The following is a 26528-nucleotide window of genomic DNA, read 5'->3' as shown; positions in this document are numbered from 1 at the left end:
ATTAACTTCCTCGCTTGGTAGCAATGTTGATGCTCTCGGCACCGGCCAGCTTGGCTTGGTCGATAACGTCCACCAAAATCTGGGCTGAAGTATTTTTGTCGGCTTGAATAATGAGCGATTTTTTCTGTTTGGCCAGAGCATGAGCGACCGTGGCCCGCACGCCAGATACGCCAATATTGGCGCCGTCGTAGACTACTTCGCCGCTGGCGCTGATGGCCAATAATATGACATTGCGCTCTAATCGCTCGCTGGAAACGGCCTTGGGTTTATCAACTTCGATTCCGGTCTCTTTAACAAAGACCGTAGTTACAATAAAAAATATTAGTAGAATAAAAACCACATCTAGCAACGGTGATAGATCGATACTGTTGCTCTGTTCTTGTTCGATTCTTTGGCTCAGTTTAGACCTCATCTCTTAGCTCCTTTGCGAAGTCATTAAATAAGAGGCCCTGTTGAAATCGACTCTTTAAAAAATGGCTGAGGAGATACCCTGGTACTGCAAATAGCAGTCCAAGCTGTGTGGTACCTAAAGCTGTGCCAACGCCGCCGGCAATTAAGGTATTAAAATCAACATGGTCAGCCGCCATATCAGCAAAAGTTTGCAGTAAACCCATAATGGTGCCGAGCAAGCCCAAAAGGGGGAGTGCCGCTAAGCAAGAATCGGCAAGTTGACAGCGCGCTTGTCGTAGTTCAAGTTCATCGCTGGTATTTAATAGCGTGTCAAACAATATGCTATAAGCGATCAGGCCAACCACGATAATGGCCCAGAATATCCATTGATCGGTTTGGAAGATCATGGCGTTGTCGCCTCGGCTTGCTCTTTGCACCATTCAAGCTGGCTCAGCTCTACAGCAAAGGCTTCGGCTTGACTGTTATGGCGGCGTACCCAACGTTGTAAAAATGCGTGTAACAATAGCGCAGGAATAGCCACCACAAGACCAAGCTCGGTGGTTACCAGTGCTTCAGAAATCCCTGAGGAAACCGCACTTGCATCACCCGAACCAAAGATGGTCATTAACTTAAAGGTTTCTATCATGCCGCTTACTGTGCCAAGCAGGCCGAGCAAGGGCGCGACGGCGGCGATAACCGCGATAGTACCTAACCATTTTTCCAGGCGATGCTTATCGGCCATTAAACTTGTGAATAAGCGATCTTCGCGCTGTCCTAAATGATTTTCTTGTAGACAAATTTCCAATAGCTGAGCTTGTATACCAAGGCTTTGGCGACCTTCAAATTGCTGTTTCAGCTTCTCGCCGGCGGCTTTATCTCCGCGTTTAAAGGCGAGGGTAGCTCGGCTGGCCAGTGCAGGAATCCATTTTGGCTGTCTTAATAACTGCAAGCTCTTTAACAAGGCACATAGGGTGGCAATTAAACCGAATGCCAAAATTGGTATTGCCCAAACCCCGCCTTTATAAATATGCTCGCTGATACTCTCTTGCTGCTGAGCGATCTTAATGGCTCGTTCTAGGCTAGGGTCAAAATGTAATGTCCCCTCGAGTGATCGAGATTGCTCAAGCCAACTTTGCTGTTGCTGCTGGTTTGCAGTAAGAATAATTTCAGGGATTTTCTTGTCGTTTAGCCAGCCAGCGAAGTTATCAGCCGCGGCCCAGCGAATCGGGCCTAGTCGCAATACTTTGGCATCTCGCAGCTCACCACTGGCGGCAATAACCTGCAGGGTTTGCCAGCTTGGATTCAGTGCTTGCTGCTGCAACTCGGCTTGTTGCTCAAAGAGTGACAGCAGTTGATCGCTATCATGGCTGCCATTTAGATCTGTCTGCTTACCAAGATAATCAACAAGAGCGTAAGCTTGGTAGGCGTCCTGTTCTTGCCAAGATTTTAAGCGGTCCTGCAATTCTTGCAGTGCTAGAGTCTTCTCATCAGCTAAGCGCTGGATGGCCGCGGCCTGATCTCTTAAACCTTCAACTTTAACTTCGGCATTGTGAAGCTTCTTTGATAGTGCTTGGCGTTCAGAAGATTGCTTCTTTTGAAGCTTTAGCAATTTCTGTTGCGAGTTTTTGATGTCTCGATTTAGCCCTTTTTCCAGCTCTTGATTACTCAAGGCCTTAGGGCTATTAATGAGGCTTAGACCTAGACTTAGATATAAGGCAATAATAATGATCGGGGAGCTCTTGCTCATAGCCGCTCTCCAGATAACTTGATATTCAATGGTAAAATGCGAGCGGTTTCTGGATTTTTTGCAGCTTTCAAAATATCAGCAAGCTGTTCGCTAAGCGTATTGTCACTGCACCAAAGCCATTGATCACTGCCAGCTTCGCCAAATCCGGCGTATTGACCATCCCGACTTAAATACCAGCCTTTTGCGACACCCAGGTAAATTTGATCAACCAGTATTTCTTGTTGTTCCGCGCTGTTTTTCTGAGTGGCGATTGGCATCAATGCTTGATGTACGGTAACTTTTTCGCGAAAGCGATCGAAGCTTTTGTACATATCTAGGTAAAGATCGAGTCGCTTGCTAGGGTGTTCTTTTAGTAAGACAAGCTTTTGTATATTTTCATGCCAGTGGTTTTTCAGTGGCTCGGGTAGTCTAGGGAGTAAGGCATTAACGTGTTGATCAGCCTGTACAAGAGCCTGTTTCAGCTTTCTCTGTCGGCTCTCGAGAGTATTCTGTTCGACGGCAAGCTCTTCCCGTTTTTGCTGGGCCTTAGTTTTTAGGCCCGAGTGCTTTTTCAGATGGTTTTGTAGGCCTTTAGATTCAGCGGTTAGCAGATCTAAGCGCTGCTCCAGGACAAGTTTGTCTTCTTGCCAGTCTATTCGCATGGTTTCGCGTTGTTGCTCAATAGCTAACCATTGCTGCATTAGGCCTTCTAACTGCGAAGCCGGGGACTGGTTTTGAGCGCTAGCTGTGCAGCTGAAGATGGTAAGCACAGCTGCCGCCGCGAATGTGCGGATAGCTAGCGTGTTCACGATTTGGACTCAATGCTTAAGGTGGTAAATTCGCCTTCCAGTTTTAGTTCGACTTTATCAATCAGTGGCCAATCAAACTTCAGGCACTTAGCATTATGGCCACCATGTTCACGAGCGACTTCGGCGCAGAGTTTGTATTGGCCGCTAGCTAGGGTATTAGCCTGATGATCTAAACCATCCCACTGTAGTTGGTATAGGCCAGGGCCTTTAGTAGCACCGGTGACACCGTCGGCTGCTTGTTCGTTTTTGCGCAGAACACGTCGCCAAAAGTACTTAAGATCCTTTAACCAGCGATCATCTTCATACCAAAGCTGGACCACTCGTTGAGGCTTGTTTTTAGCACTGGCAACCCATACGGCGGTATAAGGGCGCTCATAATCACCAGTATCAAAACTGGGCAGTTCCAAAGTGATTTGATACTGCTCTGCATTGGAGTGAGGTAGGTAAAGGCCGGCCAAGATGGCTAAAAATAGACTATTTCGTAACATGGATGCTTTAAATAACAATAAGATGGCGAATGAGAATCGTTATTATAATTATTTGTGGGGCAAAATCTACATCTCCATATTTTCTCCATATTTGTTCACGCCCGGAAATAGGGACTACTTACTGCATTTAATAGTGCACAGCAATCAGGTTGAATAGCCAAGTAGCGTGATTTGCATAGGAGGGCAGGGCTTAGGAAGTAGAGGGGGCGAGGGGATAGAGAGGATTGGCTAGGTCACTGAAGAGTTTAGAAAGTGCTAGGAAAAAGCAGATTAGGAGTGCAGGTAGGACTATAGATTGAACAACCCTAGGGCAAGAGCGCCCTAGGTTGTAGGTTTATTTAGTCTTTGTTTGGGTCCGTCAGGTCTTTCTCTTGTCGTAAGTAACCGGCCGCTTCTTCATCCTGCTGGATCAAGTTAGCTTGATTCTGCATAGGGATTGCTCGTGATTGTTGATTAATGTCGTGAATCTGAGAAGCATTGTGCAGATCACGCTCACTGGTAATGGCTGCAATAGATTCACGATCTTTCAAGAAACCGATAACGTCACCTCGAATACTGGCCAACTCTTGATCGTTTTTATGCATTTCCAGAATATAACGTGGGTGCTCTAGGTTTCGCATACCGCTGGCGGCGAAGGTGCTGGATACAATACGGCTGACAATAACCCATGGGGTAATGCTAGAGCGCACCAAGGTATTTTCCGAGCGGGTAGAATCGTGAATGCTGGTGCCGGTGGAGATTTTGGATTCGGTAAATGTACCTTCGACTTTTACATAGATCAGGTGGCTTTCAAATTGCATTTCCGCAAAGAAAACATGGGCTGCATTACTTAAGATGCGCGCAAAAGCACGAATAAATACCGCCGCTAAAAACACATGAATAACGGAGCCAGCCAGTTCTGATAGCTCTGTAATTTGAGTATCACTAAGGGTAGAGCCTAAACGCTTAAAGCCAATTTCATTAATGTAGTTGTAAAGCTCACCTACATTAAATGCCAACCAAACGGTCAATATAGAAGCTACCAGAAAGCCGATATTGCCTGTAATTAGGCTAAGCATACGGCTGCTATTAAAAGCTGGACCTAAGTCCATCGCTTTAAATTTAGGCTGTACCTCTTGGATCATTTCGCCAAAAAACTTGCCTTTACCTTCAACCTGCTCTTCAAGGTTTGGTTCTAATTCTTGATAGACACGGTTAGGAACTTCCTTATAACGGCGGTTCGCCATAACGAGGTTATCAAGATTAATAAAAATCTCATTGGGGTGGACTGATTCCTGCCAGTTCTCACGCAGCTCCGAAACTTCAGCCTTAGGGTCACAATAGGCTAAACGCTTTTTCAGCATCATAGCGCAGAGAATAGTTGCAATAACGGCGGCAATACTGATGCCGAGAAGATAAGCCCAGGTATTGGGTGCCGGCAACCAAGCTAAGGTCTCGCCCAATTTAAGAGTGCTCCAGCCACTGGCCTTTAACGTGAATGACAAAGCCAAGCCCACGATAACAGGCAGCAATATTGCGCCAGCGATGACCTTCGTTAGCTCTTTACCGCCTAAGCTAGAGATGCGTTTATCCGCTGTACGATTAATGTCTTTTCCTGCAGCGCGCCAGACTAATAATAAGTAGATCGTCAGGGCTACAGAATAGGCCGGGAACGCAAATTCTCCAATGTCCCCTGCAAAGCCTGCTAGCGAAACAAAGGCTGTTAAGGCATAGGCGATAAGAGCGACTGCGGTTCTAACCCAAGCGCCAAAAAGATGTTGCGCCATATTTCGAACTGGGTAAGGCATAAAGGTGAGTTTTGGAAACACACTGTGTATAAAGCGAGCGACGATACCTTCAGGCTCCACAAAAGTGGAATTCTTGCGGCCCACCAGCATCTCGGTAAGACCTTGGCGTGTATAGGCAAGATGATCGTATTCTTCCTTGGCAGTACTGGCTTCTGAGTGACTAAAGTTCTGCGCAAGAGAGGTTGGGTGGTTACGACCAACAAAGAAACGTAGAGTTGCGATAATCCCGCTGGCGCAAAAGCGGATACCACTGGCCAATAGAAATAAGCCAAATAACACCAAAATCCAGCCGATGCCGGCATTTTCTTTAACAATAGCAGCCGCTTTAAACAGTAGGAACACACCCATTGCTACTTCGGCAGCCCCTCGAATAGCGGTTACTAGCCCTTCCTTTTTGAAGGGGTTTCTGAGTCCGAGATCAATCGAGCCGTAATCAAAAGCCATTTTGAAATCCTTAGCTTATATTAGAGAAACGGCGCTTAGTGTGCCCCAGGGTCGCTTGGCCATCAAGCTTCCATTTACAATGCGGGTCTGGTTGAAAAATGATCAGTTTTGAAGGCTTTGGTCCAGATATTTCTGACTGAAGAAGAGGGCTAAGCTCGATTAAATCTCAGCTCTGATATAAGCAATGTTGATCAAGCAGGGCTGCGAAAGTGATATTGGTATCTAACAGTTGATTATAAAGTGCTAGTTAATATTCTCTTTGGTTAATTACTAAGCGCTATTTGTATGAATGGTGGACTCGGACCCCAACTTAAGTGTGTTAGCTTTAACTAAAAGACTCAGGGGAAACGGGGGCTCAACTCCCAAAGGCCTTGAATAGCTGTGATTACGAGTCTAGTGAGTCGGGTTAGAGATGCAAAATAAGAATAAGGCATGGCTGCTGTTAATTTCTGCGCTTGCTGCCATCACAATCAGTCTATCCTCCAAGGTTGTCGCGGATGGGCTACCAGACCTTTTAGCCGAGATTGAAAAAGAGCGTTTCCTTATGAAGTCTGATCTTCAGGAAAGGCAGCAGCTTGAAGCCTATCTAGAAAATTTGAATTCTTATCCGCTTTCTATTCAGGGGCAGTTCTACCTCTACTATCAAAATGCACTTGTACGAACTGGAAAGCTGAAAGAATCTATAGCTGCAAGGAAAACTCTACTAGAAATCCATAGACAATCACCGCTATCCCCATCTCTTCTTCGCTATAGCAAAATGCTGCTTGGGCTGGCCTACGCTAACTTATCCAAAGGTGATCAATCTAAACCATGGTTAATCGAGGTGATTCAGGACGCCGAAGCCGCTCATGACTATAAAATTGTCTTTCATAGTTCTTTGATACTAGGTGATGTGTATTCTGGCGAAAAGGATTTTGCGCAAGCATTTGCCAGTTATCAGGTGGCTCAAAAAGTGCTATCTGAAGAACTTCTCCCGGGGGATGATCAACAGTTGGCCTATGCCTGGCAGGCTGAAATGCATTATCGTACTGGTTTTGTTTATCGCAGTATGTGGCGAGATGCGGATGCTGTGGAATTTTTTAAACGTGCCTTAGAATTTGATGTGCTGATAGACAATTCTAGGAACATCAAGTACGACCTAAACCAAATTGGTGATGCCTATTTTCGCTTGGGAGACATTGAGCAAGCCTATTCTTATTACCTCCAGCTTGAAGAAAGTTTAAAGGTTTCTACCACCGCTGATCAAGGGCGCTATCTTGATTTCACCAGCTCAATGATTAACTTTCACGTTCATCAGAATAACCTAGAAAAGGCAAAGTTTTACCTAGATAAAGCAAACGCTGTACTGCCCCAGGTTCAATCAAAATCGATTAGGGTGCGGTATTTTCTAGCGAGTTCTAATTATTCAATTTTGGCCGGTGAATTCTCTAGGGTTATTGAAAATTGTGAAACCATTGAGTCTGAGCTCACGAATAGGTCTCGTGCAGAATATGGTGGAGACATTATGCGCTTAAAAGCTGAGGCTTATTTTGGCTTAGAACAGTACCAAAGGTCCTCAGAGCTTTTTGAAAGAGTTCACCAGCTTTACCTTGAGCGTAGTGATCATGTTCGCCTGATGACTGCAGAGGTAGAAAGGGCACGTTTTGATTTTGAGGCTGAAACTTTAAAAGTTGAACGACTAATGCAAGCCAACAAATTCAAAGAACTCGAGCTGGCGTCGGAAAGGGATAAGTTTCGTGTGTCCATGATTATCATAATTCTGGCTTTGCTGCTTATATTATCTTTAGTCGTCATGGTTGTTTTTACTCTAAGAAATGAAAAGCGACTGAAGTTTCTAGCTGATTACGATGCTTTGACATCAGTTCCAAATCGTCGATCGATCATTGAATATGGCGAGCAGTTATCCAGAGGCAATGGTAGTTTTTCTGTATTGCTAATAGATGTTGACCATTTTAAAAGTATCAATGATAACTTTGGTCATGCTAAGGGTGATAAAGTTCTTCAATATATTGCTCTGCTTGCTTCTAGCTATTGTAGTGATGTAATCCGTTTTGGTCGTTTGGGAGGGGAGGAATTTCTATTTGTTCTAAACGATGCTTGTGAAAGCACAGCCTTAACGCTCGCACAGTCTTTTTCAGATAGCCTTCAAGAAAAATCTGTAGAGGGAATTAAGAGTCCGACGGTAAGTATTGGTGTAGCCATTCAATCTGATACAGCCCTGAGCTTTGAAAAGCTGTTAGAGCAGGCCGATGAAGCGCTCTATCATGCTAAAAGCAGCGGCAGAGATTGCATAAAGCTGTATTCAATAAGCGATGAATGTCAGGGTTTCACAAGCCATTCAAATGGAACGATGGTGTAAAATCCTCGGGTATTCAAGGCGGGCTCATTGATCATGAGACGCTGGCTTATAGAACGCTGCGCTTAAATCCTTGATGGGCAAAAATTAACGCAAAACCTAGCGCCAGAATATCTACTAAAACTGTGCTATCAGCATGATTCCAGGCTGTATTATCGCTTAGAGCGAGAACGCTACTCAGCGGAATGAGGCTACTGGTAAAGGCACAAATAATTAAAAGAATTCCACTGGCATCCCGTTTAATTGGCAGTAGTGCGATACCTATACATGCGAAAAATACTAAATAGTAAAGGCTGGTATAAGCCGAAGCTAGAGATTGCCAGTGAGTAGGAAAAAGTTTGGCGGCAGCAATAATGCTGGAAATACCTGCGATGCAGCCCAAGCTTACGCCGATACTAAGGCGATATAAAAGCTGATCCGAGCGAAAGCCTGATTTGTTGCGGTTTTGCTTTCGTTTGGCCTCGATCCAAAGAAGGTTGCCGCTATAAAATAACATGGCTCCAGCCAACCCAAGCACAAGATAAATCCATTGAGTAACACTGCCCCCATAGTTTCCAAAGTGCAGAGCAAAAAAACTGCTTACTGTAGCTTGCAGAGCTTCTTGACGGCCCGGCATATAATCTGTGGCTAGGATCTCTCCAGTAAAGGCGTTCAAATTCACTAAACCATGTCGGGGTCGGCTTGCATGGTGTCTCGGGTCCTTACCCGCGACAAACAGCATATGCTTGGGTTTTTCTCCCCGGCCTTGACGATAATTTAATATCTCAGGTTTAAACTCGGGTGCTGATACCGCGAGATCCTTCAATAATTGATCAATGGGATAGTAGGTGCTATCAGAAGACGGTGCGGCAACAGCGGGTGGCCCAGTTCTAGGTGCTGTTGAATCCTTGTGGATAGTCACCATCTGACTACTATAAAAATAGTCATGCAATGCGAATACCACCGCCGTTAAGGCCATGATTAGGTGAAACGGAAAGCTAAAAACACCTAGCAAATTATGAATGTCTAGCCATTTTCGCTTGAACTTTCCAGCCAGCCTCAGTGCAAATAGGTCTTTCAGTAATGTGGGTAGTAAAATAATTAAACCTGAAACCAAGGCAAGTGCGTAAAGTGCTGAAACAATACCGGTTATAGGCATGGCCAGTTCATGGTCAATCAATATGCCTACTTGCTGGTGTATGGTGTCAATTAGCTGGCCAACGATTGAGGCTTTTTCTTTGCTAACAATGAGCTCTTTATCGGGGCCAAAATCAGCAAAATAATTGACAGCCGGCGCATGATCGTCTGCACCTGGATCTCTCTCTTGCCAGTGCATTCTGGCAGGATACTCGGGGCTGGGGTTTAATATTATGTTGAAGTTCTTGGCGGCCCCTGGATGTTTCTGAATTACAGCATCTATCAAATCCTGGCTTTGTTCAATCGGGGTTATGTACTCCATTTGCAGTGGAGGGGATGCCCAGCGCTGTATCTCTTCCTCAAACATAGAAAGGGCGCCAGCATAAAATGCGATAAATAAGAATAGGCCACTTAAAATGCCTACCCAGCTGTGTACTTCGCGATATACGCGAACGATATCATTTCGAATCATTGTTATTGTCTTTTCAGGCTTTAGCAATAAATATTTACCAGGGCCACACAAATGGCCAGATAGCTAGATTTGCGGCGGTTAGATAACACCAAGCACGTAATCCGCTGCGGAAGATAAAACAGCTACTTAGAATGAGGACCCAGATGGGGGCTATGCTCCACATCAAAAACTGACCTTGAACAGAGAAAATAAATACTGGCCCAAACACTAAATCCATTAATAGCCCGGTTATGGCTACTGTCAGTAAGAAACCTAAAATAATGGCGGCACTCAGTTTGGCTAACCACTGTTTATTGGTATAACGAAAGCGTTTGGCTGAGTTGTCTGCACTCATCATGAACTCCTTCGATCCTCGTTTTTTTTGAAAATAGCGATAAGCAAGGGTAATAGGCTCAGATATAGCATCATCAAACTGACGAATAGAAAAATTGCCGCAGGTTTGCCCATAAATTGCATTAGGGAAATTACGGCAAGCAAAGCCATAACCATAGCCCCTAAGTTCAGCATTTTTGAAGAGTAGGAGTGTTTTAGTAAAAGTTGGTTTGGGCTGGCCAAATAAAAACAAAAAGCCGCTAGCAGGCAAAGCCCGCTAGCAACAAGGAGGAGAAAAGGATCCATTTACTTGAGCCTAGTTGAAATTATAGGTCACAGAAACACCCACATTGCGAGGTTGCACAATGGCGACATAGCCTTCGGGGTTTCTTCGGCCAATAGGTTCCACCACAGTAAACGCTTTTTCATCGAAGGCGTTGTTTAGGAATGCCGCTATTGACCAGTTTTCATAACGGTAGTCTGCACTAAATCGCGCAATGCCATAGTCGCCCGCAACTCGGCCGGAGCTGTTTTCTAAGTCACCAAAGTATTCGGCAACATACTTATAAGAAGCACCTACGTTAAATTCGTCTGAGAACCAATATTTAGCAGACAGATTAGCCGTCACACCGGGAGCAGAATTGAGTTCATTGCCTGTGACTGAACTGTATTCGGCGCCACCGTCTTTGATTTCAGTCTCTAGTAAACCAAGGCCAGCGCGTAGCTCTAGATCGGCGATAGGGCGGAATAAAGCTTCAAACTCTGCACCATAGGTTACGGTTTTATCCATATTGGTGATTGCTCGCGCCGAGTTTAGTGCTTGATAACCGTCATAATCGTTATAGAAGATATTGGTGGTTAAATTGGCTCGTCCATCATCGGTTGATACACGCCAGCTTAATTCATAACTGTCTACAGTTTCTTTATCGTAGTAATAGTATTCCTGCGCAAAGAAATTGAGGGCGCCGCCTGCGGCGTTATAACCCTGGCGAGCACTAAAGGACAACACGTTTGAGCTTGAGATGTCGTATTGCAAAGCCACTTTCGGTAAGAAGATAGTTTCATCAACATCTAATTGTGCAATGATTGGCAGATAAGTGAAGTCACGTAGCTGGGATTCCTTCTCAAAACGACCGCCTAGCGTTACGCTAAATTGTTCGCTAATCGCAAAATCCACTTCACCATAGATGGCTTTAGAATCGTTTTCGTCTTTACCAAAATATGGAAAGGCACCTTCACTCAGAATGTCCTGCTCGCGATCAAAGTAGGCTAAGCCGATAAAGCCACTTATATGATCGCTGTTGTTGCCAAAGTTTAGTTTGGCATCAACGCTAAGGCTGTTTTGATCGAAGCTAAGTTGTTGCTCGCGCGCTGGGTTGGGCTCGTAAGAGTCAAAGCCCCACTCATAATTCATGTAGGCCACCAAGATATCAAAGCTCATGCTATCGCTTATACGAGTATCTAGTTTGATGCTGGTGGTATTGGAATCTGTTTCTATATCGCGCAAAAACGTACGTTTATAAGCCCATGGGTTGGTCGCTGTGTAATAAATACGCCCAGTATCTCCTTGCTCATTATTACGTGAGTGGGTCAACAGAACGCGGGTGTCGTCACTCACTTGCCACAATAGCTTACCTTTAAAGCGAGTGGTATCGATCTCATTTAAAGGGTAGCTAGGCGGGTTACTGGCAAAGCCTGCTGGGTCGGTTAAGGTTTCGGCATCTAAACGCTGGGCGGTAACTCGGAATGCCAAGGTATCATCCATGATTGGCCCGGATAGCATGACTGAGGTATCCACATAGTTCTCTTGATTGCGATAACCTACACGAGCGGCGCCTTCCCAATCGAATGTGGGGTCGGCGGTTTTGATATAGATGGAGCCGCCAATACTGTTGCGACCATTGGTGGTTGATTGCGGGCCACGATAGACCTCGATTTGTTCCACATCCCAAATGCCGGAATCACCGGTTAGGTCAGCAACAAAGGGCTCTGCAACGCCATCGATAAGGGTTGAAACGCGAGCCTTGGCGCCACCAGAAATTGAGTTAAAACCACCTGCGCCACCATTACCTTTTACGCCGCGAATATCTGGTACCGCACCGCTGAGAGACACCACGTTAGCCACATCAGATACTGCATCGCTTACGGTAAAGTAGCGCATGCTGTCTAGTTCTTCCTGGCTGATCACCGAAACAGAAGAGGTGGTCTCTTTCAAAGAGCGTACTTTCTTCTCACCGATCACGGTGACTTCTTCTAACCAGCGCTCACCTTCGGTGGGGCGTTCGGCGGCCTCCTCAGCCATTGCCGTGTTGATTGATAAGCTCAAACTGAGTGCGGCGAGTGAAGAAAAGGTCCTAAGGGCGTGGATTTTACTCATGGCTGGGGTCTTTGTGTTGAATTGGAATAAAAGCATCAATTGCGACTGATTCGTATTTGCATAAATGTTGCGGCGGGAAGTATAATTTGCCGAAAGGACCATTGCCTTTGCATGAGCGTCAAATATCTTTGTTTAGCAAGCAATTTGTTGGGAGAGACCATTGCCAGTATGTGAGCCATCCTTATCGGGCTATTTAAAGCAGAGTGAATCAAGCTGGATGCAAGCTTTGCCTGGCCAAGATTCTGAATGTGGCTCTAACGGTGAGGTCAATCTCAAGTTGCGCGATTTTCAACAGCGCAGTGGTGCTTCTATTACTGTTGAGGATAGTAATATTGGGCCCGATGACACCTTAATTCGCGGGAAGTTTTACAACAGTGACTTGCGCCAAGGCTTGAACTTGCGCTGTAGTAATACCAAAGAGGAGCATGCATTCTGTTCAGATTCTTCCCATGCACCTGGCTTGTCTTGCATTTTCTTCCTGCGCGGGGCCGTTGATGTTGAGATTGGCAATTGCCATTTTGATCTCAAACCTAAAGCCGAACTTGGCGGTATTAGTGCGACGGCGGTATTAAAAAGAGAGAGCGAGTCTTTTAAGCGGATCACTAAACAGGCGCAATATGTTCGCCATTTAGTGGTTACGGCTAGCCCAGAGTGGTTGTCTAGTAGTGGTTTCGAGCAGAGGCTTGGCCCAAAACTCCAGCAGGTGCTAAAGCAGCAAAATATGGCTTCGCGCCAGTGGCATCCTAGCCAGCGGCTGAATCACTTAATCAAAGATATTTTTAGTCCTTCTTTGATTTTGCCTGAACTTATCGATTTACATCTTGAAGCGAGGACTATTGATATTGTTAGCGAAACCCTTACGGCGCTTATTCTAGCTTCGGGTGAAAGCTCGCAGGAGTCGGCTCTTGGGCGCCATGACAATATCAGGCTGCAAAGAGCGCGCGAGTTTATTTTGGCAGACCCTTCACATAATTTGAGCGTTGAGCTAATCGCTAAAGAAGCCGGCATCAGTGCCAGTGGTTTGCAGCGCTTATTTCAAAGGGTCGAAAACTGCAGTGTATTTGACTACGTTAGAAAGATTCGCTTAGAAGTCGCTCACGATAAGCTAGGTCGTGGACATTGCAGTGTACAAGAGGCCAGTATGTTGGCTGGCTACAAAAGCGCCGCGAATTTCGCTACGGCTTTTAAGCGTTACTATGGTAAAACTCCACGACAAGTTTTAATGGGTACGTTATAGAATACCTGGCACACAGCAGTCGGGCGCATACTTATGTGCTTGTCTAGATGTGGCGGTAGCTCACCAAAATCGACCCAAGACGGAACTTCAACTCTGGCTTGATATAAAAAAGGGTTTTAAGCCACCAAGGTAGCTTGCTGTCGGCTTTATAGAGATTCTCGATATTATTTATGCGAGCTGTGGGTACATTACTTTCAAAAAAAGCGCGCGTATCTCGAAAGCCATGTTTGAATGGACTATCAGAGCCGACGGCTTTCACAGATGGGTGTACCTTATCTTTTAGCAAATCTCCGATTACTTCGATACAGGCTTCGTGTTTGGGGAAACGATTGATGAAGGCGTCAAAAAACTCTTTAATTACCTTCTCTTCAAAGTACATAAAAGTGCCTTCACTAATCAGCAAAATAGACTGTTCGGGATGTACTTTTACCTTGTCAAACCAGCTGAAGTCATCGATACCACCTTCAATTTCATGAATGTTTTCCCGTGCTTCTAATAGCTCTTTACGCAATAAATGGCTATCGCGAACATCAATGTTGTACCAGCTTACATTGTGATCGCCTAAACGGTAGCTGCGATAATCTAAGCCGCACCCCAAGTTAATAATTAGTGGGTATTCGTGCTTATTTATAAATTCTTCTACGGCCTTATCAAATAACCGCGTACGTGTGGCTACACCATGAAACATCATGCTTTGGAAGCTCAGTGACATCTTATCCAGATCAGAAAAGTCAATGCTATCGTCCAATACCAGCTTGGCGGCAAAGGTGTCCTTACAGCTATCAATATCATTGATAGTGGCGTGTCCTCTTGCCCATAATGGTATCAGCAAGGTTTTTGGAATGGCGCTTAAAGAATGCATTCTTGACTCCTGATAAGTAGTGCCCCACCGTGTGGATATAGCTATCGGTGGGGCACAGGTTTATGCGAGGGTTAGTTTTGCTGGGTTCAATAGATCTAGCAATTCTTCGCGACTGAGGTCAGTATTTTCTTGTGCTACATCGATAACTGGGCGGCCTTCTTGGTAAGCTTGTTTGGCAATGTCAGCTGCCTTTAAATAGCCAATAATAGGGTTTAAGGCGGTAACCAAAATAGGGTTTCTCGATAAGGCTTCTTGCAGTTTTTCTTCATTTACCTTGAAACTGCTGATAGCTTTGTCGGCAAGTAGGCGGCTACTGTTGCTTAATAGGATTAAGCTTTGTAGTAGATTTTGTGCGACTAAAGGCAGCATTACGTTTAGCTCAAAATTGCCGGACTGGCCGGCAACAGTGATGGCTGTGTCGTTGCCGATTACCTGTGCTGCGACCATTGCAGTAGCTTCTGGTATAACGGGGTTTACTTTGCCTGGCATAATAGAAGAGCCAGGTTGTAAAGCTTCAAGCTCAATTTCGCCCAATCCAGCTAGTGGGCCAGAGTTCATCCAACGCAGATCGTTGGCAATTTTCAACAATGAAACCGCAGTGGTCTTTAGCTGCCCGGATAGCGCAACGGCGATATCTTGCGAGCCGATATGAGCGAAAAAGTTGTCTGCAGGGGTAAACTCCATATCCAGGCGCACGCTGAGTTCCTTGGCAAACATATCTGCGAACTCTGGGTGAGCATTGATACCAGTTCCGACTGCAGTGCCCCCTTGAGCTAGGCTCTGAATCGCGCTTTGTTGAGCTTTGAGCTGTGTAATATTCTGCTTAATTTGTGTGGCCCAGCTATTTAAGCTCTGGCTCATTCTCACTGGCATGGCATCCATTAAGTGAGTTCGGCCTGTCTTAACATGATCATGAACTAATTCGGCTTTGTGGCGGATGCTGTTAGCCAAATGCTCTAAAGCCGGCAACAACTCCTTTTTCAAGCTGACGGCGGCACTGATGTGAATAGTCGACGGAATAATGTCGTTGCTGCTCTGACCATAATTAACATGATCGTTGGGTGATACGGTCTCGCCGCAGATATTACTGGCCATCGTTGCAAGCACTTCGTTGGCATTCATATTTGAGCTTGTGCCGGAGCCTGTCTGAAAGATATCGACAGGGAAGTGCTGCATTAATGTGGTGCTAGCAAGCAGTTCGTCCGCCGCCTTAACAATGGCATCGGCGTGATTCTCGCTAATAACACCAAGCTTTTTATTGGCGAGTGCAGCCGCCGCCTTAGCGTTCAGCAATGCACGAATAAAATTTTCCGGCATGGCTTGGCCACTAATCGGAAAGTTATTAATCGCTCTTTGGGTTTGAGCACTGTATAGGGCGTTTGTAGGGACTTCCAGCTCGCCCATGCTGTCTTTTTCAATTCGGATATCGCTCACGGTTTTCTCCAGTTAGCTGATTGCAGTTAATCCCGGGGCTACATAGTGACTGCACAGTGATAGTTCCTGGCGCAACTGTAACCAACGGCTTCGATCTTGTTCGTTATGGATAAGTTGATGTAATACATGCAAGGGCTGCCAGATCGCATCAAGGCAGCAGCGCCGCCAGTTAGGCGAAATCAGTTCATCCGAAATGGTGTCGAGCAAAAGGTAAAACTGTTGCTCGTAGTGGTTTTGCTGTCTCTCTTTACTGCAGCGGGTACAAGGTCTGATACCTCGCCGATTCGCGCAGCATGATTCCCTATGCAACCATTGATTAATGAGCTGCGGGTTATCAGGCTCTCGCCCTGAGCGAATCAGAGCTCTTATTTCGATGAGCTCTGGGTCTTGAAATGGATTGTTCATGGGCATTTAATCTAATGCGAATGAGAATGGTTATCATTATATGTTTGAGGCTGGGAATTGCAATAGCTTTGTTGGGTTTCGAGTGCTTAAGCTCGTTGGTAGCTGCAATACGAAAGCAGGCATGTAGAAAGAGAGGCAAGGTAGGCAGATGGAGAGATACTGGGCAGACAGAGGGGGCTTAGCCCCTCAAGCGTTCTAATTGGCGCTGTAGTTAACGGGAATTAGCACTTCGTTGCGGCGTAGCGAAGGCAGGGTCATTGGGTGATCGTAGCCGGCCATTATTGCTGGGCCACTGACTTCGATGTTTTCTGACGACAACCATTGAGTGAGCTTATCGCGATGCTCGGCAATGTTGCTGGGGCTGAGTAGGCCATTAAAGCGAATTGCCGCAAAGGTTCGCTGTGGCCATTGCTCTAAATTGACGCTTTTGTCTTTAGGCTTGGGGGCATCTTTGAAGGTGTATGTCGCGGGTAGTACAAAGGACATTTTCTCCTTGCGCTCTGTATCCATAAATACCGGAGCAGTCATGGCAATTTTCTCATCTCCAGCATTACCTCCCGAGATATAGCGAAATAAACTCATAAAGGCGCCACTGTCACGGCCCTGGCTTTGCATGGCTGTGCTTACCAATACGATGTTTTGGTAGCTTCTGATTTCGATATTGCCGTCAGCTTTGAGTAAGTTATAACTCGCTTCTTCAGTGTTAGCTGATACCAAAGAGCAGGCGGCTAAAAATAGGCTGCTACTTAAAATGACAGTAGCCTTTAGTATCTTGACTGTTCTAAACGCAGGGGAAAACGCTGCTGTCAGATTTTCTTTCAAAAAGTACATAATCAACGACCTGGTATTGGAGAGCTCTCAATTGATACGGCTTATATCCAGCAGTAGATTACAATGTGCTTTTATTAAAGCAGCTCGCCGATAGTTTTCAGGCTGGCTGTGCTGAGAAAAGCTTGCATGGCTTTAAAAAGTTTCTGCAAGGGCTTGCCATAGCGGGCTTTAAAATCCGTACTGGCTAAACAAAGCTCCAGCTCATTGGCGGCCGTTAGCTCGCATAAGGAACGGCATTGATATTCGCTAAGAGTGAACTGCTTTTTGGTAAATCGATCACGGTATTGGGGGCATTTATCGGATCCGTCAAATTGGGGGTAGAGAAAGCCTCGATCACAGGCGCCGTACAAATAGAGAAGTGATTCAGCGGGCTCACCAATGACCTGAACAACCTTATGGCGTTGCTCAAGCTGAAGAATAGCTTCATCGAAACCGTCTGTACCATAACAAGCATGAAAAAGGCCTGCCTCACACAGCGTTTGATTGGCACCCCAACTTTGTAATAGTGTTTGGGTGCCTTTGAGATGGTCAAGCAAGCTGCCATTGAGATGTGCAATTTCACCGATACCTAGCGCTTTAAGTTGTTGGAGCTTGTCCATGCTTGAAAATCCTATTTACTTAAATGTCATGCTTCAGCTTATTTTTAGCCCTGCATAAAACTAAATCAGCAGACTATTTTCATTACTCTTGCCAATATCTCGCATTTTGTCCGTCGTCTCAAGCTGAAGTAGCGGGTTGATCTTTACGTAATGTGTTAGAAAATGAAAATTTTACGGTGTAATTGAGGCGGAATCACTGTCATTCCAGTACAGAGTTTTAATTATAGAAGATCAGTACTGCTGCAGTGGAATGATCACTATTGGGGAAAGTACTTTTCGAAAGTGTGATTTCAATATTACAAAGAACTGCATATGAAAATAGCCCAGCTAAATCCTGTTATAACTGGGCTATAAGCACTAAAAACCAATAAATTGAGAGAAGCTTGATACCGCTTCGCGCTCTGTACGCAAGCTGTTAACAGCTTTGCTCTTGTCTGGGTGTCCTAGTGCGAGTCCGGCGTATATCACGTCTTTGTCATCTAGCTGTAAATGGCTGTGTAAAGAGTTGCGAACCATTGCCCAGATCTCCTGCATACAAGTTCCGTATCCCTTGGCGTGGGCGACTAGGCAAACTGTCTGCATAAACATACCAAGCGATGCCCATTGGTTGCGGCCGTGAACACGGTCAATGGTAAAGAAGATAGCTACTGGTGCTCCGTAGAAATTAAAGTTATCGACAGCCCAAGCTTGGCGGGCAGCTTCGTCTTGTCTTTCTATACCCATAAGTTCATACATAGCCTTGCCCACACCAGCGCTGCGATCTTGATATTTTTGCGGCAGATTTTCAGGATAAACCGGAAACTCATCGGCTTCGCCGGCAGGGTTTTTCATTAGTGTATTTAGGGCTAAGTCGGTAGCCGCTTTGCGGGAGTCGCCAGCGAGAACCACAGTGCCCCATGGCTGAAGGTTTGAGCTGGAAGGCGAGAAGCGCGCAATATCTAGTATCTCTTCCACTTCGGCCTGGCTGATCGGAGTATCAAGAAAAGCACGTGTAGAAATGCGAGTTTTAATTGCGTCGATAGTATCCATAAAAATCCTGTGCCAATAGAGTGTGTGATACCTTCATGTTCCTAGGACGAAGGCGGGCTGTAAAGGGTGGTTTGGAACAGTTAATGTGTCAGATGCGATGCGCAAGAGCAGTATTTGTTATACTCCCTTATTCGCTCGCAGAGACTTTGTCTAATCACTTTGCAACTGCAAAGTACCTTGCCACTGGAGATAAAAATGCCCCACTGCATTATTGAACATTCTGAAAACCTTAGCGCTGAGCCACTTATAGAGTCGGTATTCAATACTGTTGTCGCTTCAGGCCTATTTTCAAAAAATGGAGATGATGTAAAGCTTCGGGCGGCTAAATACAGTGGCTATAAAGTAGGCAATAGCTCGAGGGGTTTTGTACATGTTGTTTTGAAGATTCTATCAGGGCGCAGCACTGAGCAAAAAACTGAATTGGCCAAGATAGTTTTAGGTGGCCTGCAAGGCCTAGCAATTAAAAATTGCTCTTTTACGGTGGAGGTGGTTGATATAGATACACCGAGCTATGCGAAACTGGAAAACTAGTATGCGTTTGTGTCTGTTTATTCTACTGCTAGGGTGCTCCGCCTTTGCTCATGCTGAGCTGGGTTTAGCTAAGGTGAAAGGCCTGAACATAGAGTATGAAATTATTGGCCAGGGGCAGCCGGTGATTTTTCTTGAGGCGGGTGGTTCTGCGGGTTTAAGTGATTGGGACCCAGTTGTTGAAGGTTTTTCAAAGCTGGGAACCGTCATACGATATTCTCGACTTGGTAATGGCAACTCACAAAAATTACGCAAAAATTATAGCTCAGAAGAGTATGCCCAAGAGGCATTGTTATTGCTCAAAGAATTGAAAGTCGACGAACCCGTGATATACGTGGCACATTCATATGGAGCCTATATTGCAAGAGTCTTTGCTGCAGCCTATCCCGATAAAATCTCTGCGCTGATGTTGATTGAACCAGCCTCAGAACATGATGTAGATATAATGCGTGAAATAGACCTTGCTCAAGCTGAGAAAGAAATCGCGCAAATCAAACTTGATGATATGGCCAATGGGATGTCGAATCAGTATCTCGACTTTTGGGCTAAACGTCCTTTACCTGATTACCCCGAGATTCCAGATGTTCCTGTGACGGTTATTGCTTCGGTCAAGCGATATAAAAACCCAGCGGCATTATTCTTTAGCGATGAAGGGCGAGAGAAGTGGGGAAAGCTGCATACACAATGGGCCGAATCCTTTCCCCGAGGGCAGGTCGTGCTAACTAACAAGAGTTATCATTATCCGCAGTTCGATGAACCTGAAATGGTGATTCATGCACTGCAGCGTTTGATCGAGAGAACTCCTCATTAGGGGCTCTCTTTTGAGGTTGTGGTTAGCGTTAATGTGCTGGAAACTGTTGGGCTATCGCACGCAGCAGCTCAAAAGTCGCCATCTCTTTATTGCTGGCTTCACCTTCAGTAGTGCCATACTCGGAATTCGCCGATAGCTTTACGATGACTAAATCACGGCTAGGGTTTACATAAATAAATTGGTTGTAGACCCCGATGGCAGAGTATTCACCTTCTTCGCCCTCAGGTATCCACCATTGGTAGCCATAACCTAGCGGAAACAATTCATGAATACCTGGACGCAAGTGGGGGGCTTGTACTGTGGTGGATTTTTCGATCCACTGTGGACTTAAAAGTTGCTTACCTTGCCATAGGCCATTTAAACGATAGAGCTCACCCAGTTTGGCATAATCCCTGGCGGTGGCATTTAGTCCGCCGAAGGCCATTTCAACATTGAAGTCATCGATTAGCCAATAGCCCGGTGAATTCATGCCCAATGGATGCCACACCTTTTCCTGTAAGTAATCTGTTACAGATCGACCTGTTGCCGCGGCCAAAAGCATTCCCAAAGCTTGAGTGTCGGCGGAATTATAGTGATTCACGGTGCCTGGCGTGTTTTCGCTGATCAGGCTGGGTACAAATTCATCGAGTGAGCCACCCATGGCCATGATTCTACCTAAGCGCAATACATCCGAATCAGGGTTGCTGTAGTCTTCATTCCAAGCGGCGCCAGAAGACATTTGCAACACATGCTCAACCGTGGCTTGATCATAAGCCGAATCTTTGAGACTAGGCAGGTAGTCAATAATGGGTTTTTGCACATCGATAAAACCTTCGCCAACAGCTATGCCAATACCGGTGGCGATAAAACTCTTTGCGACGGACATGGATAGCCAGTTAACGTCTGGGCCGCCGCTTAGCCAGTATCGTTCAAAGCGAATCTTGCCTTGATGAATCACCAGTAAGGCAGAGGTGTCAGTATCGCTGATAAACTGCTCGCTGGAATAGCGTGTGCCATCGTAACTAAAATGCTTCGGTAAAGTGATCTCTGTGCCTTGAGCAATAGTATAAGGAGAGGGGGAGGGGCTCATGGTACTAACAGGGAATATTTCTGCTAGGCGGCCAAAGGTTTGATATTGCTCTTGGCCATTAAATAACGACGCTACAAAATGAGCACGTTGTATATCGCGTTTAAAATATAGTCCGGTTGCTATTAGCACCAGCAAGGTAACGCTAAGGCCTATAATCAATGGTTTTTTCATAGTCTTATCCATACTGCATTTAGCCCATTGGGCTTGATCATTTACTTGGCTAAGGTTTAATGTAGCAAAAATGGCCGAGCAAAATTTATGGGCTCGGCCATAAAAGTTATGCGAATGGTCGTATGGAAGACTCGATGACAGATAAGAAAGAACGGCGCTCTCAAAATCTACCCTTTTCAGATCCAAGTCGATATCAACAGCGAGATGCTAATCATTATATTGAGCACGATACCCACAATGAAGTGGGCTATGAAGCGCTGTACCAGCTACCGGGGCAAATTTTACTGCGAGTTTTAGATTTAAAAAGTTGCAGTGGGGAAGCCGCGGCTATCAGCATACCTCAAGAGCAGTTGGTGTTTTGTTTTAAAGCAGCCGGTGAGAATGTGCTGCAAGCAGAAGGTGTGGATGTGCGCTTGGGCCCAGGACACTTTCTTATGGGCTATGGTGGAGACGGCGAGAAAATCACCGACCAAGCCGATGCTGGGCAGCCTTATCAGATGCTGATGTTGGTCTGTCCGCCTAGCGTCTTTAATGATATGCCCTTTGCTATAGATAACGAACAACTGCCCCAAGACATCTTGCAAGCTACTGCAGGAGAAGACCGTTATGTAAGCAGTTATGCCATGGGAACCCAAATGCTTGCGGCTGCGAAGACCTTGTTTGAGCAAAAGGAAAGAGGACCATGGAATATGGCTTTCTTGCAGGCTAAATCAACAGAGCTGCTATGTTATGCCATCGATGAAATAGGGCGGCAAGAATTGCAAGAGCAATGTAAGCAGGTTTCGCCTAGGGAGCTAGAGCAGATACGTGAAGCCCAAGATATTTTGCAGTTAGAAATGCAAACTCCACCAACACAAGATGAGTTAGTAAAGCGCTTAGGCATTGGTAAAACTCGTTTAAAAAACTGTTTTAAAGCCGTAGTCGGCTGCTCTATGAGTGACTACCTCTTATCGCTACGCATGCAAAAGGCTCAGCAGCAGCTTCATATTGGCGATCTTTCTGTAACTCAGATTGCAGAATCTATAGGCTATGAGCACGCCGGTAATTTTGTTGCAGCCTTCAAGCGACGTTTCGGCACCACACCAAAAGCCTACCAAAAGGCATTGCAATCCTTAGCTGACTGATCTCTTTTTAGCGGGCGCTATATCGGGTCTACTTTATGCATATCTACGGATTTGACCATATCCTTGGTAGCCGCTAAATAGGCCGCCATATGTTCTGAATTGGCGTGAGCCAAGAGGGCGTCTTTATCTTGGTAGCATTCCTGCACATAGAACATAGCGGGAGCCTTGCGATCTTGATAGAACTGATAACGCAGGCAGCCAGGCTCTTGGCGAGTAATCTCTTGGGCTTTATGCATCTCGGTTTTTAAAGCATCAATACTTTCTTCATGGGCGCTGACGCGGACTAAAAGGTTAACTTCTGACATTTACTGCTTGCTTAATTTGTTGAGTGAACGATCGATCGATAATATTATTTGGACGCATCAAAGGCAAGTGCGGATTGATATTAGCTTGCCTCACTCCTGCCTCTGGCAGGCTCTTTTGCAGTGTTGGAAGTGTGGTATTGCTCAACATTGAACGATTTAGCTTGCGATAGGCTATATGCATACTGTTCTTGCAGCTTGGCTGTTATTGGAACGTGGGCTGTTTTTAGAACGCAGGCTATCGGAACTTCTGATGGAACCTCAGGTATAAGTACTTCAGGTATCGTTATTTCGGCAAATATGAATAAGGGTTAATCATGTATAGAGAATCAAGGGATTGCTTTTTGGGCTTGTGTTTAAAAACAAGCGTAGTGTTGTTTAGTGCCGCATGTGGTTTCGCTTCTTCTTTGTCGCTCGCCGCCACAGACCCTTGGGGCTACTGGGAAGCGGCTGATAAAGGCGCGATAGCGCAAATCTATCCATGCGATCAAGATCGCCAAAGCCTTTGCGCAAAGTTACTGTGGATTAAAGATGACCCAGATGGCACGTTACTAGATAGCAATAACACAGATGCTCAGTTACAGCAGCGAACGCTTACGGGTTTGGTATTTGTTGATGGCGTCGCTTTTAAAAAAGCAGGCAAATGGTCTGGTGGCAGCATATATGACCCTAAATCCGGCAAATCTTATAAGGCCAAGGTTGAGCTAAAGTCGGCTGACAAAATTAAGCTGGGTGGATGTATTGCGTTTTTATGCGATAGTGAAACTTGGAGTCGAACCTCGAAGCCTATACAGAGTAAAGAATAGCTGCTATTTATGGCTAGCCAATAACTATTAGGTTCAACCCCAGCACTTGGGTGGGGCTATTCTGCTTGCCCCACCAATTTAATTACTACAATGTGGCCCTTTTCCACATCTAGGCCGAGTGAGGAGCAGTCGTTACTAAGGGTATCAGTTGCACCGCGTACGCTTTGACCAGTTGTTTTATTGATGCACATTACTGATATTGGGTTAATTCCTAATACGGTGCTTCCTACAATGGATTGGCCCTCGGCAAACTTTAGTGACCCCCTTAGAGCTGATGTTCCTCCTTCGCAATGCTGAACAAAGTCCACATCTAATTCACGCAGTGAGCCATCAAAATTATAACTAAGTTTAGTAACTGTAAAGTTCCCTGTTGACCTATTGCAGCCGCGTCCGTCACCTGTGAAGCTCAGGCCAGCTTCAGTACTTTCTTGAAATGGGTATCGGGTAGCATTTGGGTAATGTCCGACTTTAAGAGTCTCGCCACTAGGTGGGGCAATGTCAAAATTCCACCAAAGCCCTAGTTCTCTAGGGGGGTTGTTTATGGATAAAGAAATTCCCCCGTCAGAGTTTCCACGATAAACAAATTCAGCTTGTGTGCTAGAGATTTGAAATTTTTTCCCCTGGCCAATATAGTCGCCCGTATCGCTATTGATATTTAGCAAAGAGCTAGCCCAGCTAGAATATGAAATCATAAGCGATAAAAATAATAAGGTCCGTATCATAGTAGTTTCCATCTGATTTATTTAGTGACGCCTAGTCTGATAATGGCTTTTTTAGTTAGTCAGTTTTTGTTTCACAATTGAAAAATTCTGACCAGCAGTGTCAAAAGAAAGGGTGGCGGTGCTTCCTGAAAAAGGGAAGTCGTCGACTTCTATTTCTTTTTTCAAATCACTAAAGTACTGAATTTCTCCGCTTTTATTGTTGGCGGTAAAAGAGGTGAACGAATCTTCTGCTAAAACTTCATATTGGGAGCCTGATTTCTTCAACAGCCTTATGCGATGCAGGCCATTGCCAAGATTGCCGGAGTAAAAAAGCGTGCTCCAGCCAACCCGCTGAGAGCTTTGATCTTTGTTGAGGGCTGCAAGGACATCAGGCCTGCTTACGCGGCTTGTAGGGATGGGAGCTTCATCATCAATTTTAATAAATAGCTCAATATCTTCTGAAGCGCTTTCTGTATTGTAGTGCCAGCCACGAATAGATATAACGCCTGTTGCATCTTGGTTTTTATTCGGATATTCGATTTTAATTGCAGGTGTTCCGTTGATGAGGCTTCCATTATTAATGCTTTTGGGGCTTCCGCTAAACCATTGGCGCTTTGATCGAGTTTGCTTTCCGCTAGCATCTATTTGACTAATGATGGAGAAATTCTGTTCGGCGGTGTTAAAAGCTAGCTCTACGCTCGAATTAGCATATGGAAAATCATTTACCGTCACATGTGGGTAAGATTGGTTGATATACTGCTTTTCAGACTGTTCTGTAGAGCTTTGAATGGTAAAGGCAGTAAATGTTTCTTTGTTGATAAGAACCCCATCTTCACTGTAAATTTCCAGCTCGTGTTGTCCATTGCTTAGATTGCCCGAATAAAACAAAAGATTCCAACCAATCGGCGTTGTAGAGTTATTGATCTTCATTGCCTTGTAGACATCGGACCGAAGATTTCCGATGTTTATCTCAATTGGTGCTGCGTCATCAATTTTTGCATAGATAGCAGGTTTCTTGGCCGACTTCAGAGCTTGTTGCTCATCCTTGAACCAACCTCGTAACTGAACTACTCCAGAGATTAAACGATTTGATTTAGGGGTTTCCAAAGACACATTAGGTACATTGGCAGTTTTCCCGAAATCGAAGATGCACGACTGACCCTGGCAGTCATCGAAGTTCACTTCTACTGAGCAAGATTGCTGAGATTGCGGCAAAAAGTACATGTTACCTTCTAACTTCCCATTGCAGCCTGTGATAGAGGTCAAGTTCGCGTTTTCGAAAGGGATAAGTTGAAAGATTCTGCGATTAAGGGAGTCTGTGTTAATAGCCTTTAGAGTTCCAGGTCCGTTGAGGGCGATGCTACGTATATCCAAGCTATGACTGCGCTGATTTTTATAGTCAATAGTGTTTTTGCTATTTCCTCGATTTGATAAATTACTAGTGTAACTTCCAAATAGTTCATTTTCTGAGATATCAATCCGTACACCCGCGGCCGATATTTCTTTACTTAGGTTACTTGCTTGGCTGTATATCTCATTGTTCTGTAAAGATATGGAGTACATGTACTCCGCAGCAGTGTGTTCAGGTAGTTCGCCATTAAATGCATTGTGAGCGAGTAGGACCTCACTGCACATTGAGCAAAGATTGTTGGGTATCTCTCCGCTTAGTAGGTTATTGCTAAGATCCAAAAAACTAATGCGAGCACTTTGACTGAAACTGTCAGGCAGTACTCCCGTAATCTGGTTGTTGGCAAGTTTCAGGGTTAGCAATGCAGCTTTGGGCGAATTGCTGAAATTCGGTAAATCTTGATTTAACTGGTTATTACTTAGATCTAGATAGTTTAGTGAGCTGGCCTCAAATAAGCTTCGAGGTAATTTACCCTTAATCATGTTGTGAGATAGAGAAACGCGTTCTAAATTGCTAATAAACCCAATGTTTTCACTAAGAACCCCCTGAAGTCTATTATTATCGGCTATCAGTGTTTTTAAGTAACTGAGCGAATTTATCGAGTGTGGCAGATTGCCATCCAAATTATTGTTGGGTAAGGAAATGCTAACTACTCTATTGTTCTCTACCTTGACTCCAAACCAGTTTTCTATCGGCAGGTCACCCCAGTTTTCTTGTTTGTGCCACGTTTGTCCGTTTGTGCTGTTGTAAATATCTACTAAGGCAAAACATTCCTGATAACTGACTTTTAAATCTGAATTATTACAAATCTGCGTGTCTAGCCCAGCAACAGCCTGGGTCGATATGCTTGCTAAGCATGTAAGGAACACACCTAGGGGGTTATTCATGCTCAAGTCCTTCTGAATATGTAAGGTATAGTTAATTCTAATATCTT

General features: G+C 45.1%; 25 protein-coding genes. 6 read left to right on the top strand and 19 right to left on the bottom strand.

Translation table 11 applies throughout. From position 1 onward, the window contains the following. Window position 1 precedes the first annotated feature (1 nt). The 6 genes from Q1A08_RS16075 to Q1A08_RS16050 all read right to left on the bottom strand — a co-directional run bounded on the left by Q1A08_RS16075 (window position 2) and on the right by Q1A08_RS16050 (window position 5644). The gene (locus Q1A08_RS16075; RefSeq protein ID WP_299774751.1) at window positions 2-412 is read right to left on the bottom strand and encodes a biopolymer transporter ExbD; all 411 of its coding nucleotides are present in this window, start codon (window positions 410-412) and stop codon (window positions 2-4) included. Then, on the bottom strand, window positions 402-797 hold the full coding sequence (locus Q1A08_RS16070) for a MotA/TolQ/ExbB proton channel family protein (protein ID WP_299774749.1): 396 nt from the start codon (window positions 795-797) through the stop codon (window positions 402-404). The genes Q1A08_RS16075 and Q1A08_RS16070 overlap by 11 nt, the downstream gene beginning before the upstream one ends. Further along, complete coding sequence (locus Q1A08_RS16065) at window positions 794-2137, bottom strand: MotA/TolQ/ExbB proton channel family protein (RefSeq protein WP_299774747.1); 1344 nt, start codon at window positions 2135-2137, stop codon at window positions 794-796. The genes Q1A08_RS16070 and Q1A08_RS16065 overlap by 4 nt, the downstream gene beginning before the upstream one ends. Beyond that, window positions 2134-2925 (bottom strand): DUF3450 family protein, encoded by a 792-nt coding sequence (locus tag Q1A08_RS16060; RefSeq protein WP_299774746.1) that lies wholly within the window; start codon window positions 2923-2925, stop codon window positions 2134-2136. Before Q1A08_RS16060 ends, Q1A08_RS16065 begins: the two co-directional genes overlap by 4 nt. Beyond that, window positions 2922-3413: a DUF2271 domain-containing protein gene (locus Q1A08_RS16055; protein ID WP_299774744.1), complete on the bottom strand. Its 492-nt coding sequence runs from the start codon at window positions 3411-3413 to the stop codon at window positions 2922-2924. Before Q1A08_RS16055 ends, Q1A08_RS16060 begins: the two co-directional genes overlap by 4 nt. A gap of 338 nt (window positions 3414-3751) precedes the next feature. Next, window positions 3752-5644 (bottom strand): hypothetical protein, encoded by a 1893-nt coding sequence (locus Q1A08_RS16050; RefSeq protein WP_299774742.1) that lies wholly within the window; start codon window positions 5642-5644, stop codon window positions 3752-3754. Between the two features lie 412 nt (window positions 5645-6056). Between Q1A08_RS16050 and Q1A08_RS16045 the strand changes: the two genes are divergently transcribed. Beyond that, window positions 6057-8003: a GGDEF domain-containing protein gene (locus tag Q1A08_RS16045; RefSeq protein WP_299774740.1), complete on the top strand. Its 1947-nt coding sequence runs from the start codon at window positions 6057-6059 to the stop codon at window positions 8001-8003. 46 nt (window positions 8004-8049) lie between these two features. Here the strand turns inward: Q1A08_RS16045 and Q1A08_RS16040 are convergent, their stop codons facing one another. The 3 genes from Q1A08_RS16040 to Q1A08_RS16030 all read right to left on the bottom strand — a co-directional run bounded on the left by Q1A08_RS16040 (window position 8050) and on the right by Q1A08_RS16030 (window position 12277). Beyond that, window positions 8050-9588: a PepSY-associated TM helix domain-containing protein gene (locus Q1A08_RS16040; RefSeq protein WP_299774738.1), complete on the bottom strand. Its 1539-nt coding sequence runs from the start codon at window positions 9586-9588 to the stop codon at window positions 8050-8052. Window positions 9589-9622: 34 nt separating this feature from the next. Then, entirely contained in the window at window positions 9623-9922 is a 300-nt protein-coding gene (locus tag Q1A08_RS16035) for a hypothetical protein (protein WP_299774736.1), read from the bottom strand. Window positions 9923-10216: 294 nt separating this feature from the next. Continuing rightward, window positions 10217-12277, bottom strand: coding sequence for a TonB-dependent receptor (locus Q1A08_RS16030; RefSeq protein ID WP_299774734.1), 2061 nt, complete (start codon window positions 12275-12277; stop codon window positions 10217-10219). A gap of 160 nt (window positions 12278-12437) precedes the next feature. On the opposite strand from Q1A08_RS16030, the gene Q1A08_RS16025 reads away from it, so the two are divergent. Continuing rightward, entirely contained in the window at window positions 12438-13514 is a 1077-nt protein-coding gene (locus Q1A08_RS16025) for an AraC family transcriptional regulator (protein WP_299774732.1), read from the top strand. Window positions 13515-13557: 43 nt separating this feature from the next. Here the strand turns inward: Q1A08_RS16025 and Q1A08_RS16020 are convergent, their stop codons facing one another. The 6 genes from Q1A08_RS16020 to Q1A08_RS15995 form a co-directional block, all read right to left on the bottom strand. Beyond that, window positions 13558-14376 (bottom strand): class I SAM-dependent methyltransferase, encoded by an 819-nt coding sequence (locus tag Q1A08_RS16020; RefSeq protein ID WP_299774730.1) that lies wholly within the window; start codon window positions 14374-14376, stop codon window positions 13558-13560. A gap of 60 nt (window positions 14377-14436) precedes the next feature. After that, window positions 14437-15810: a class II fumarate hydratase gene (locus Q1A08_RS16015; protein ID WP_299774728.1), complete on the bottom strand. Its 1374-nt coding sequence runs from the start codon at window positions 15808-15810 to the stop codon at window positions 14437-14439. Window positions 15811-15822: 12 nt separating this feature from the next. Beyond that, window positions 15823-16215, bottom strand: coding sequence for a hypothetical protein (locus tag Q1A08_RS16010; protein WP_299774726.1), 393 nt, complete (start codon window positions 16213-16215; stop codon window positions 15823-15825). Window positions 16216-16410: 195 nt separating this feature from the next. Then, window positions 16411-17046 (bottom strand): heme-binding protein, encoded by a 636-nt coding sequence (locus tag Q1A08_RS16005; protein ID WP_299774724.1) that lies wholly within the window; start codon window positions 17044-17046, stop codon window positions 16411-16413. Window positions 17047-17120: 74 nt separating this feature from the next. After that, complete coding sequence (locus Q1A08_RS16000; protein WP_299774722.1) at window positions 17121-17645, bottom strand: DUF6817 domain-containing protein; 525 nt, start codon at window positions 17643-17645, stop codon at window positions 17121-17123. A gap of 357 nt (window positions 17646-18002) precedes the next feature. After that, on the bottom strand, window positions 18003-18674 hold the full coding sequence (locus tag Q1A08_RS15995; RefSeq protein WP_299774720.1) for a nitroreductase: 672 nt from the start codon (window positions 18672-18674) through the stop codon (window positions 18003-18005). Between the two features lie 195 nt (window positions 18675-18869). On the opposite strand from Q1A08_RS15995, the gene Q1A08_RS15990 reads away from it, so the two are divergent. Both Q1A08_RS15990 and Q1A08_RS15985 read left to right on the top strand, forming a co-directional pair. Beyond that, complete coding sequence (locus tag Q1A08_RS15990) at window positions 18870-19205, top strand: 5-carboxymethyl-2-hydroxymuconate Delta-isomerase (RefSeq protein WP_299774718.1); 336 nt, start codon at window positions 18870-18872, stop codon at window positions 19203-19205. 1 nt (window position 19206) lies between these two features. Further along, window positions 19207-20013 carry an alpha/beta hydrolase gene (locus Q1A08_RS15985; protein ID WP_299774716.1) on the top strand — a complete coding sequence of 269 codons (807 nt, stop codon included), beginning with the start codon at window positions 19207-19209 and terminating at the stop codon, window positions 20011-20013. Between the two features lie 28 nt (window positions 20014-20041). Here the strand turns inward: Q1A08_RS15985 and Q1A08_RS15980 are convergent, their stop codons facing one another. Continuing rightward, window positions 20042-21253 carry a serine hydrolase gene (locus tag Q1A08_RS15980; RefSeq protein ID WP_299774714.1) on the bottom strand — a complete coding sequence of 404 codons (1212 nt, stop codon included), beginning with the start codon at window positions 21251-21253 and terminating at the stop codon, window positions 20042-20044. A gap of 134 nt (window positions 21254-21387) precedes the next feature. On the opposite strand from Q1A08_RS15980, the gene Q1A08_RS15975 reads away from it, so the two are divergent. Further along, the gene (locus Q1A08_RS15975; protein WP_299774712.1) at window positions 21388-22377 is read left to right on the top strand and encodes an AraC family transcriptional regulator; all 990 of its coding nucleotides are present in this window, start codon (window positions 21388-21390) and stop codon (window positions 22375-22377) included. A gap of 17 nt (window positions 22378-22394) precedes the next feature. Here Q1A08_RS15975 and Q1A08_RS15970 read toward each other — a convergent pair whose 3' ends face one another. Then, on the bottom strand, window positions 22395-22682 hold the full coding sequence (locus tag Q1A08_RS15970) for a putative quinol monooxygenase (protein ID WP_299774710.1): 288 nt from the start codon (window positions 22680-22682) through the stop codon (window positions 22395-22397). A 314-nt stretch (window positions 22683-22996) separates the two neighbouring features. Between Q1A08_RS15970 and Q1A08_RS15965 the strand changes: the two genes are divergently transcribed. Continuing rightward, window positions 22997-23485 (top strand): DUF2147 domain-containing protein, encoded by a 489-nt coding sequence (locus tag Q1A08_RS15965; RefSeq protein WP_299774708.1) that lies wholly within the window; start codon window positions 22997-22999, stop codon window positions 23483-23485. 56 nt (window positions 23486-23541) lie between these two features. Here the strand turns inward: Q1A08_RS15965 and Q1A08_RS15960 are convergent, their stop codons facing one another. Beyond that, window positions 23542-24207 (bottom strand): hypothetical protein, encoded by a 666-nt coding sequence (locus tag Q1A08_RS15960; RefSeq protein WP_299774706.1) that lies wholly within the window; start codon window positions 24205-24207, stop codon window positions 23542-23544. A gap of 51 nt (window positions 24208-24258) precedes the next feature. Further along, window positions 24259-26481, bottom strand: coding sequence for a hypothetical protein (locus Q1A08_RS15955; protein ID WP_299774704.1), 2223 nt, complete (start codon window positions 26479-26481; stop codon window positions 24259-24261). Window positions 26482-26528: the final 47 nt, after the last annotated feature.

This window comes from uncultured Pseudoteredinibacter sp. (assembly GCF_947500695.1).
Taxonomy (GTDB): Bacteria; Pseudomonadota; Gammaproteobacteria; order Pseudomonadales; family Cellvibrionaceae; genus Pseudoteredinibacter.
Note: the sequence above shows the minus strand (reverse complement) of the source record. Positions and strands in the feature narration are given on the sequence as shown.

What these genes read in the sequence shown, in the direction of transcription:
- Q1A08_RS16005 (WP_299774724.1), bottom strand. Translation starts at nt 17,046, where the DNA reads ATGTACTTTTTGAAAGAAAATCTGACAGCAGCGTTTTCCCCTGCGTTT.
- Q1A08_RS15985 (WP_299774716.1), top strand. Translation starts at nt 19,207, where the DNA reads ATGCGTTTGTGTCTGTTTATTCTACTGCTAGGGTGCTCCGCCTTTGCT.
- Q1A08_RS15960 (WP_299774706.1), bottom strand. Translation starts at nt 24,207, where the DNA reads ATGATACGGACCTTATTATTTTTATCGCTTATGATTTCATATTCTAGC.
- Q1A08_RS15990 (WP_299774718.1), top strand. Translation starts at nt 18,870, where the DNA reads ATGCCCCACTGCATTATTGAACATTCTGAAAACCTTAGCGCTGAGCCA.
- Q1A08_RS16000 (WP_299774722.1), bottom strand. Translation starts at nt 17,645, where the DNA reads ATGGACAAGCTCCAACAACTTAAAGCGCTAGGTATCGGTGAAATTGCA.
- Q1A08_RS15965 (WP_299774708.1), top strand. Translation starts at nt 22,997, where the DNA reads ATGTATAGAGAATCAAGGGATTGCTTTTTGGGCTTGTGTTTAAAAACA.
- Q1A08_RS16065 (WP_299774747.1), bottom strand. Translation starts at nt 2,137, where the DNA reads ATGAGCAAGAGCTCCCCGATCATTATTATTGCCTTATATCTAAGTCTA.
- Q1A08_RS16075 (WP_299774751.1), bottom strand. Translation starts at nt 412, where the DNA reads ATGAGGTCTAAACTGAGCCAAAGAATCGAACAAGAACAGAGCAACAGT.
- Q1A08_RS16035 (WP_299774736.1), bottom strand. Translation starts at nt 9,922, where the DNA reads ATGAGTGCAGACAACTCAGCCAAACGCTTTCGTTATACCAATAAACAG.
- Q1A08_RS15955 (WP_299774704.1), bottom strand. Translation starts at nt 26,481, where the DNA reads ATGAATAACCCCCTAGGTGTGTTCCTTACATGCTTAGCAAGCATATCG.
- Q1A08_RS16020 (WP_299774730.1), bottom strand. Translation starts at nt 14,376, where the DNA reads ATGCATTCTTTAAGCGCCATTCCAAAAACCTTGCTGATACCATTATGG.
- Q1A08_RS16045 (WP_299774740.1), top strand. Translation starts at nt 6,057, where the DNA reads ATGCAAAATAAGAATAAGGCATGGCTGCTGTTAATTTCTGCGCTTGCT.
- Q1A08_RS15970 (WP_299774710.1), bottom strand. Translation starts at nt 22,682, where the DNA reads ATGTCAGAAGTTAACCTTTTAGTCCGCGTCAGCGCCCATGAAGAAAGT.
- Q1A08_RS15975 (WP_299774712.1), top strand. Translation starts at nt 21,388, where the DNA reads ATGACAGATAAGAAAGAACGGCGCTCTCAAAATCTACCCTTTTCAGAT.
- Q1A08_RS16040 (WP_299774738.1), bottom strand. Translation starts at nt 9,588, where the DNA reads ATGATTCGAAATGATATCGTTCGCGTATATCGCGAAGTACACAGCTGG.
- Q1A08_RS16050 (WP_299774742.1), bottom strand. Translation starts at nt 5,644, where the DNA reads ATGGCTTTTGATTACGGCTCGATTGATCTCGGACTCAGAAACCCCTTC.
- Q1A08_RS15995 (WP_299774720.1), bottom strand. Translation starts at nt 18,674, where the DNA reads ATGGATACTATCGACGCAATTAAAACTCGCATTTCTACACGTGCTTTT.
- Q1A08_RS15980 (WP_299774714.1), bottom strand. Translation starts at nt 21,253, where the DNA reads ATGAAAAAACCATTGATTATAGGCCTTAGCGTTACCTTGCTGGTGCTA.
- Q1A08_RS16070 (WP_299774749.1), bottom strand. Translation starts at nt 797, where the DNA reads ATGATCTTCCAAACCGATCAATGGATATTCTGGGCCATTATCGTGGTT.
- Q1A08_RS16030 (WP_299774734.1), bottom strand. Translation starts at nt 12,277, where the DNA reads ATGAGTAAAATCCACGCCCTTAGGACCTTTTCTTCACTCGCCGCACTC.
- Q1A08_RS16055 (WP_299774744.1), bottom strand. Translation starts at nt 3,413, where the DNA reads ATGTTACGAAATAGTCTATTTTTAGCCATCTTGGCCGGCCTTTACCTA.
- Q1A08_RS16010 (WP_299774726.1), bottom strand. Translation starts at nt 16,215, where the DNA reads ATGAACAATCCATTTCAAGACCCAGAGCTCATCGAAATAAGAGCTCTG.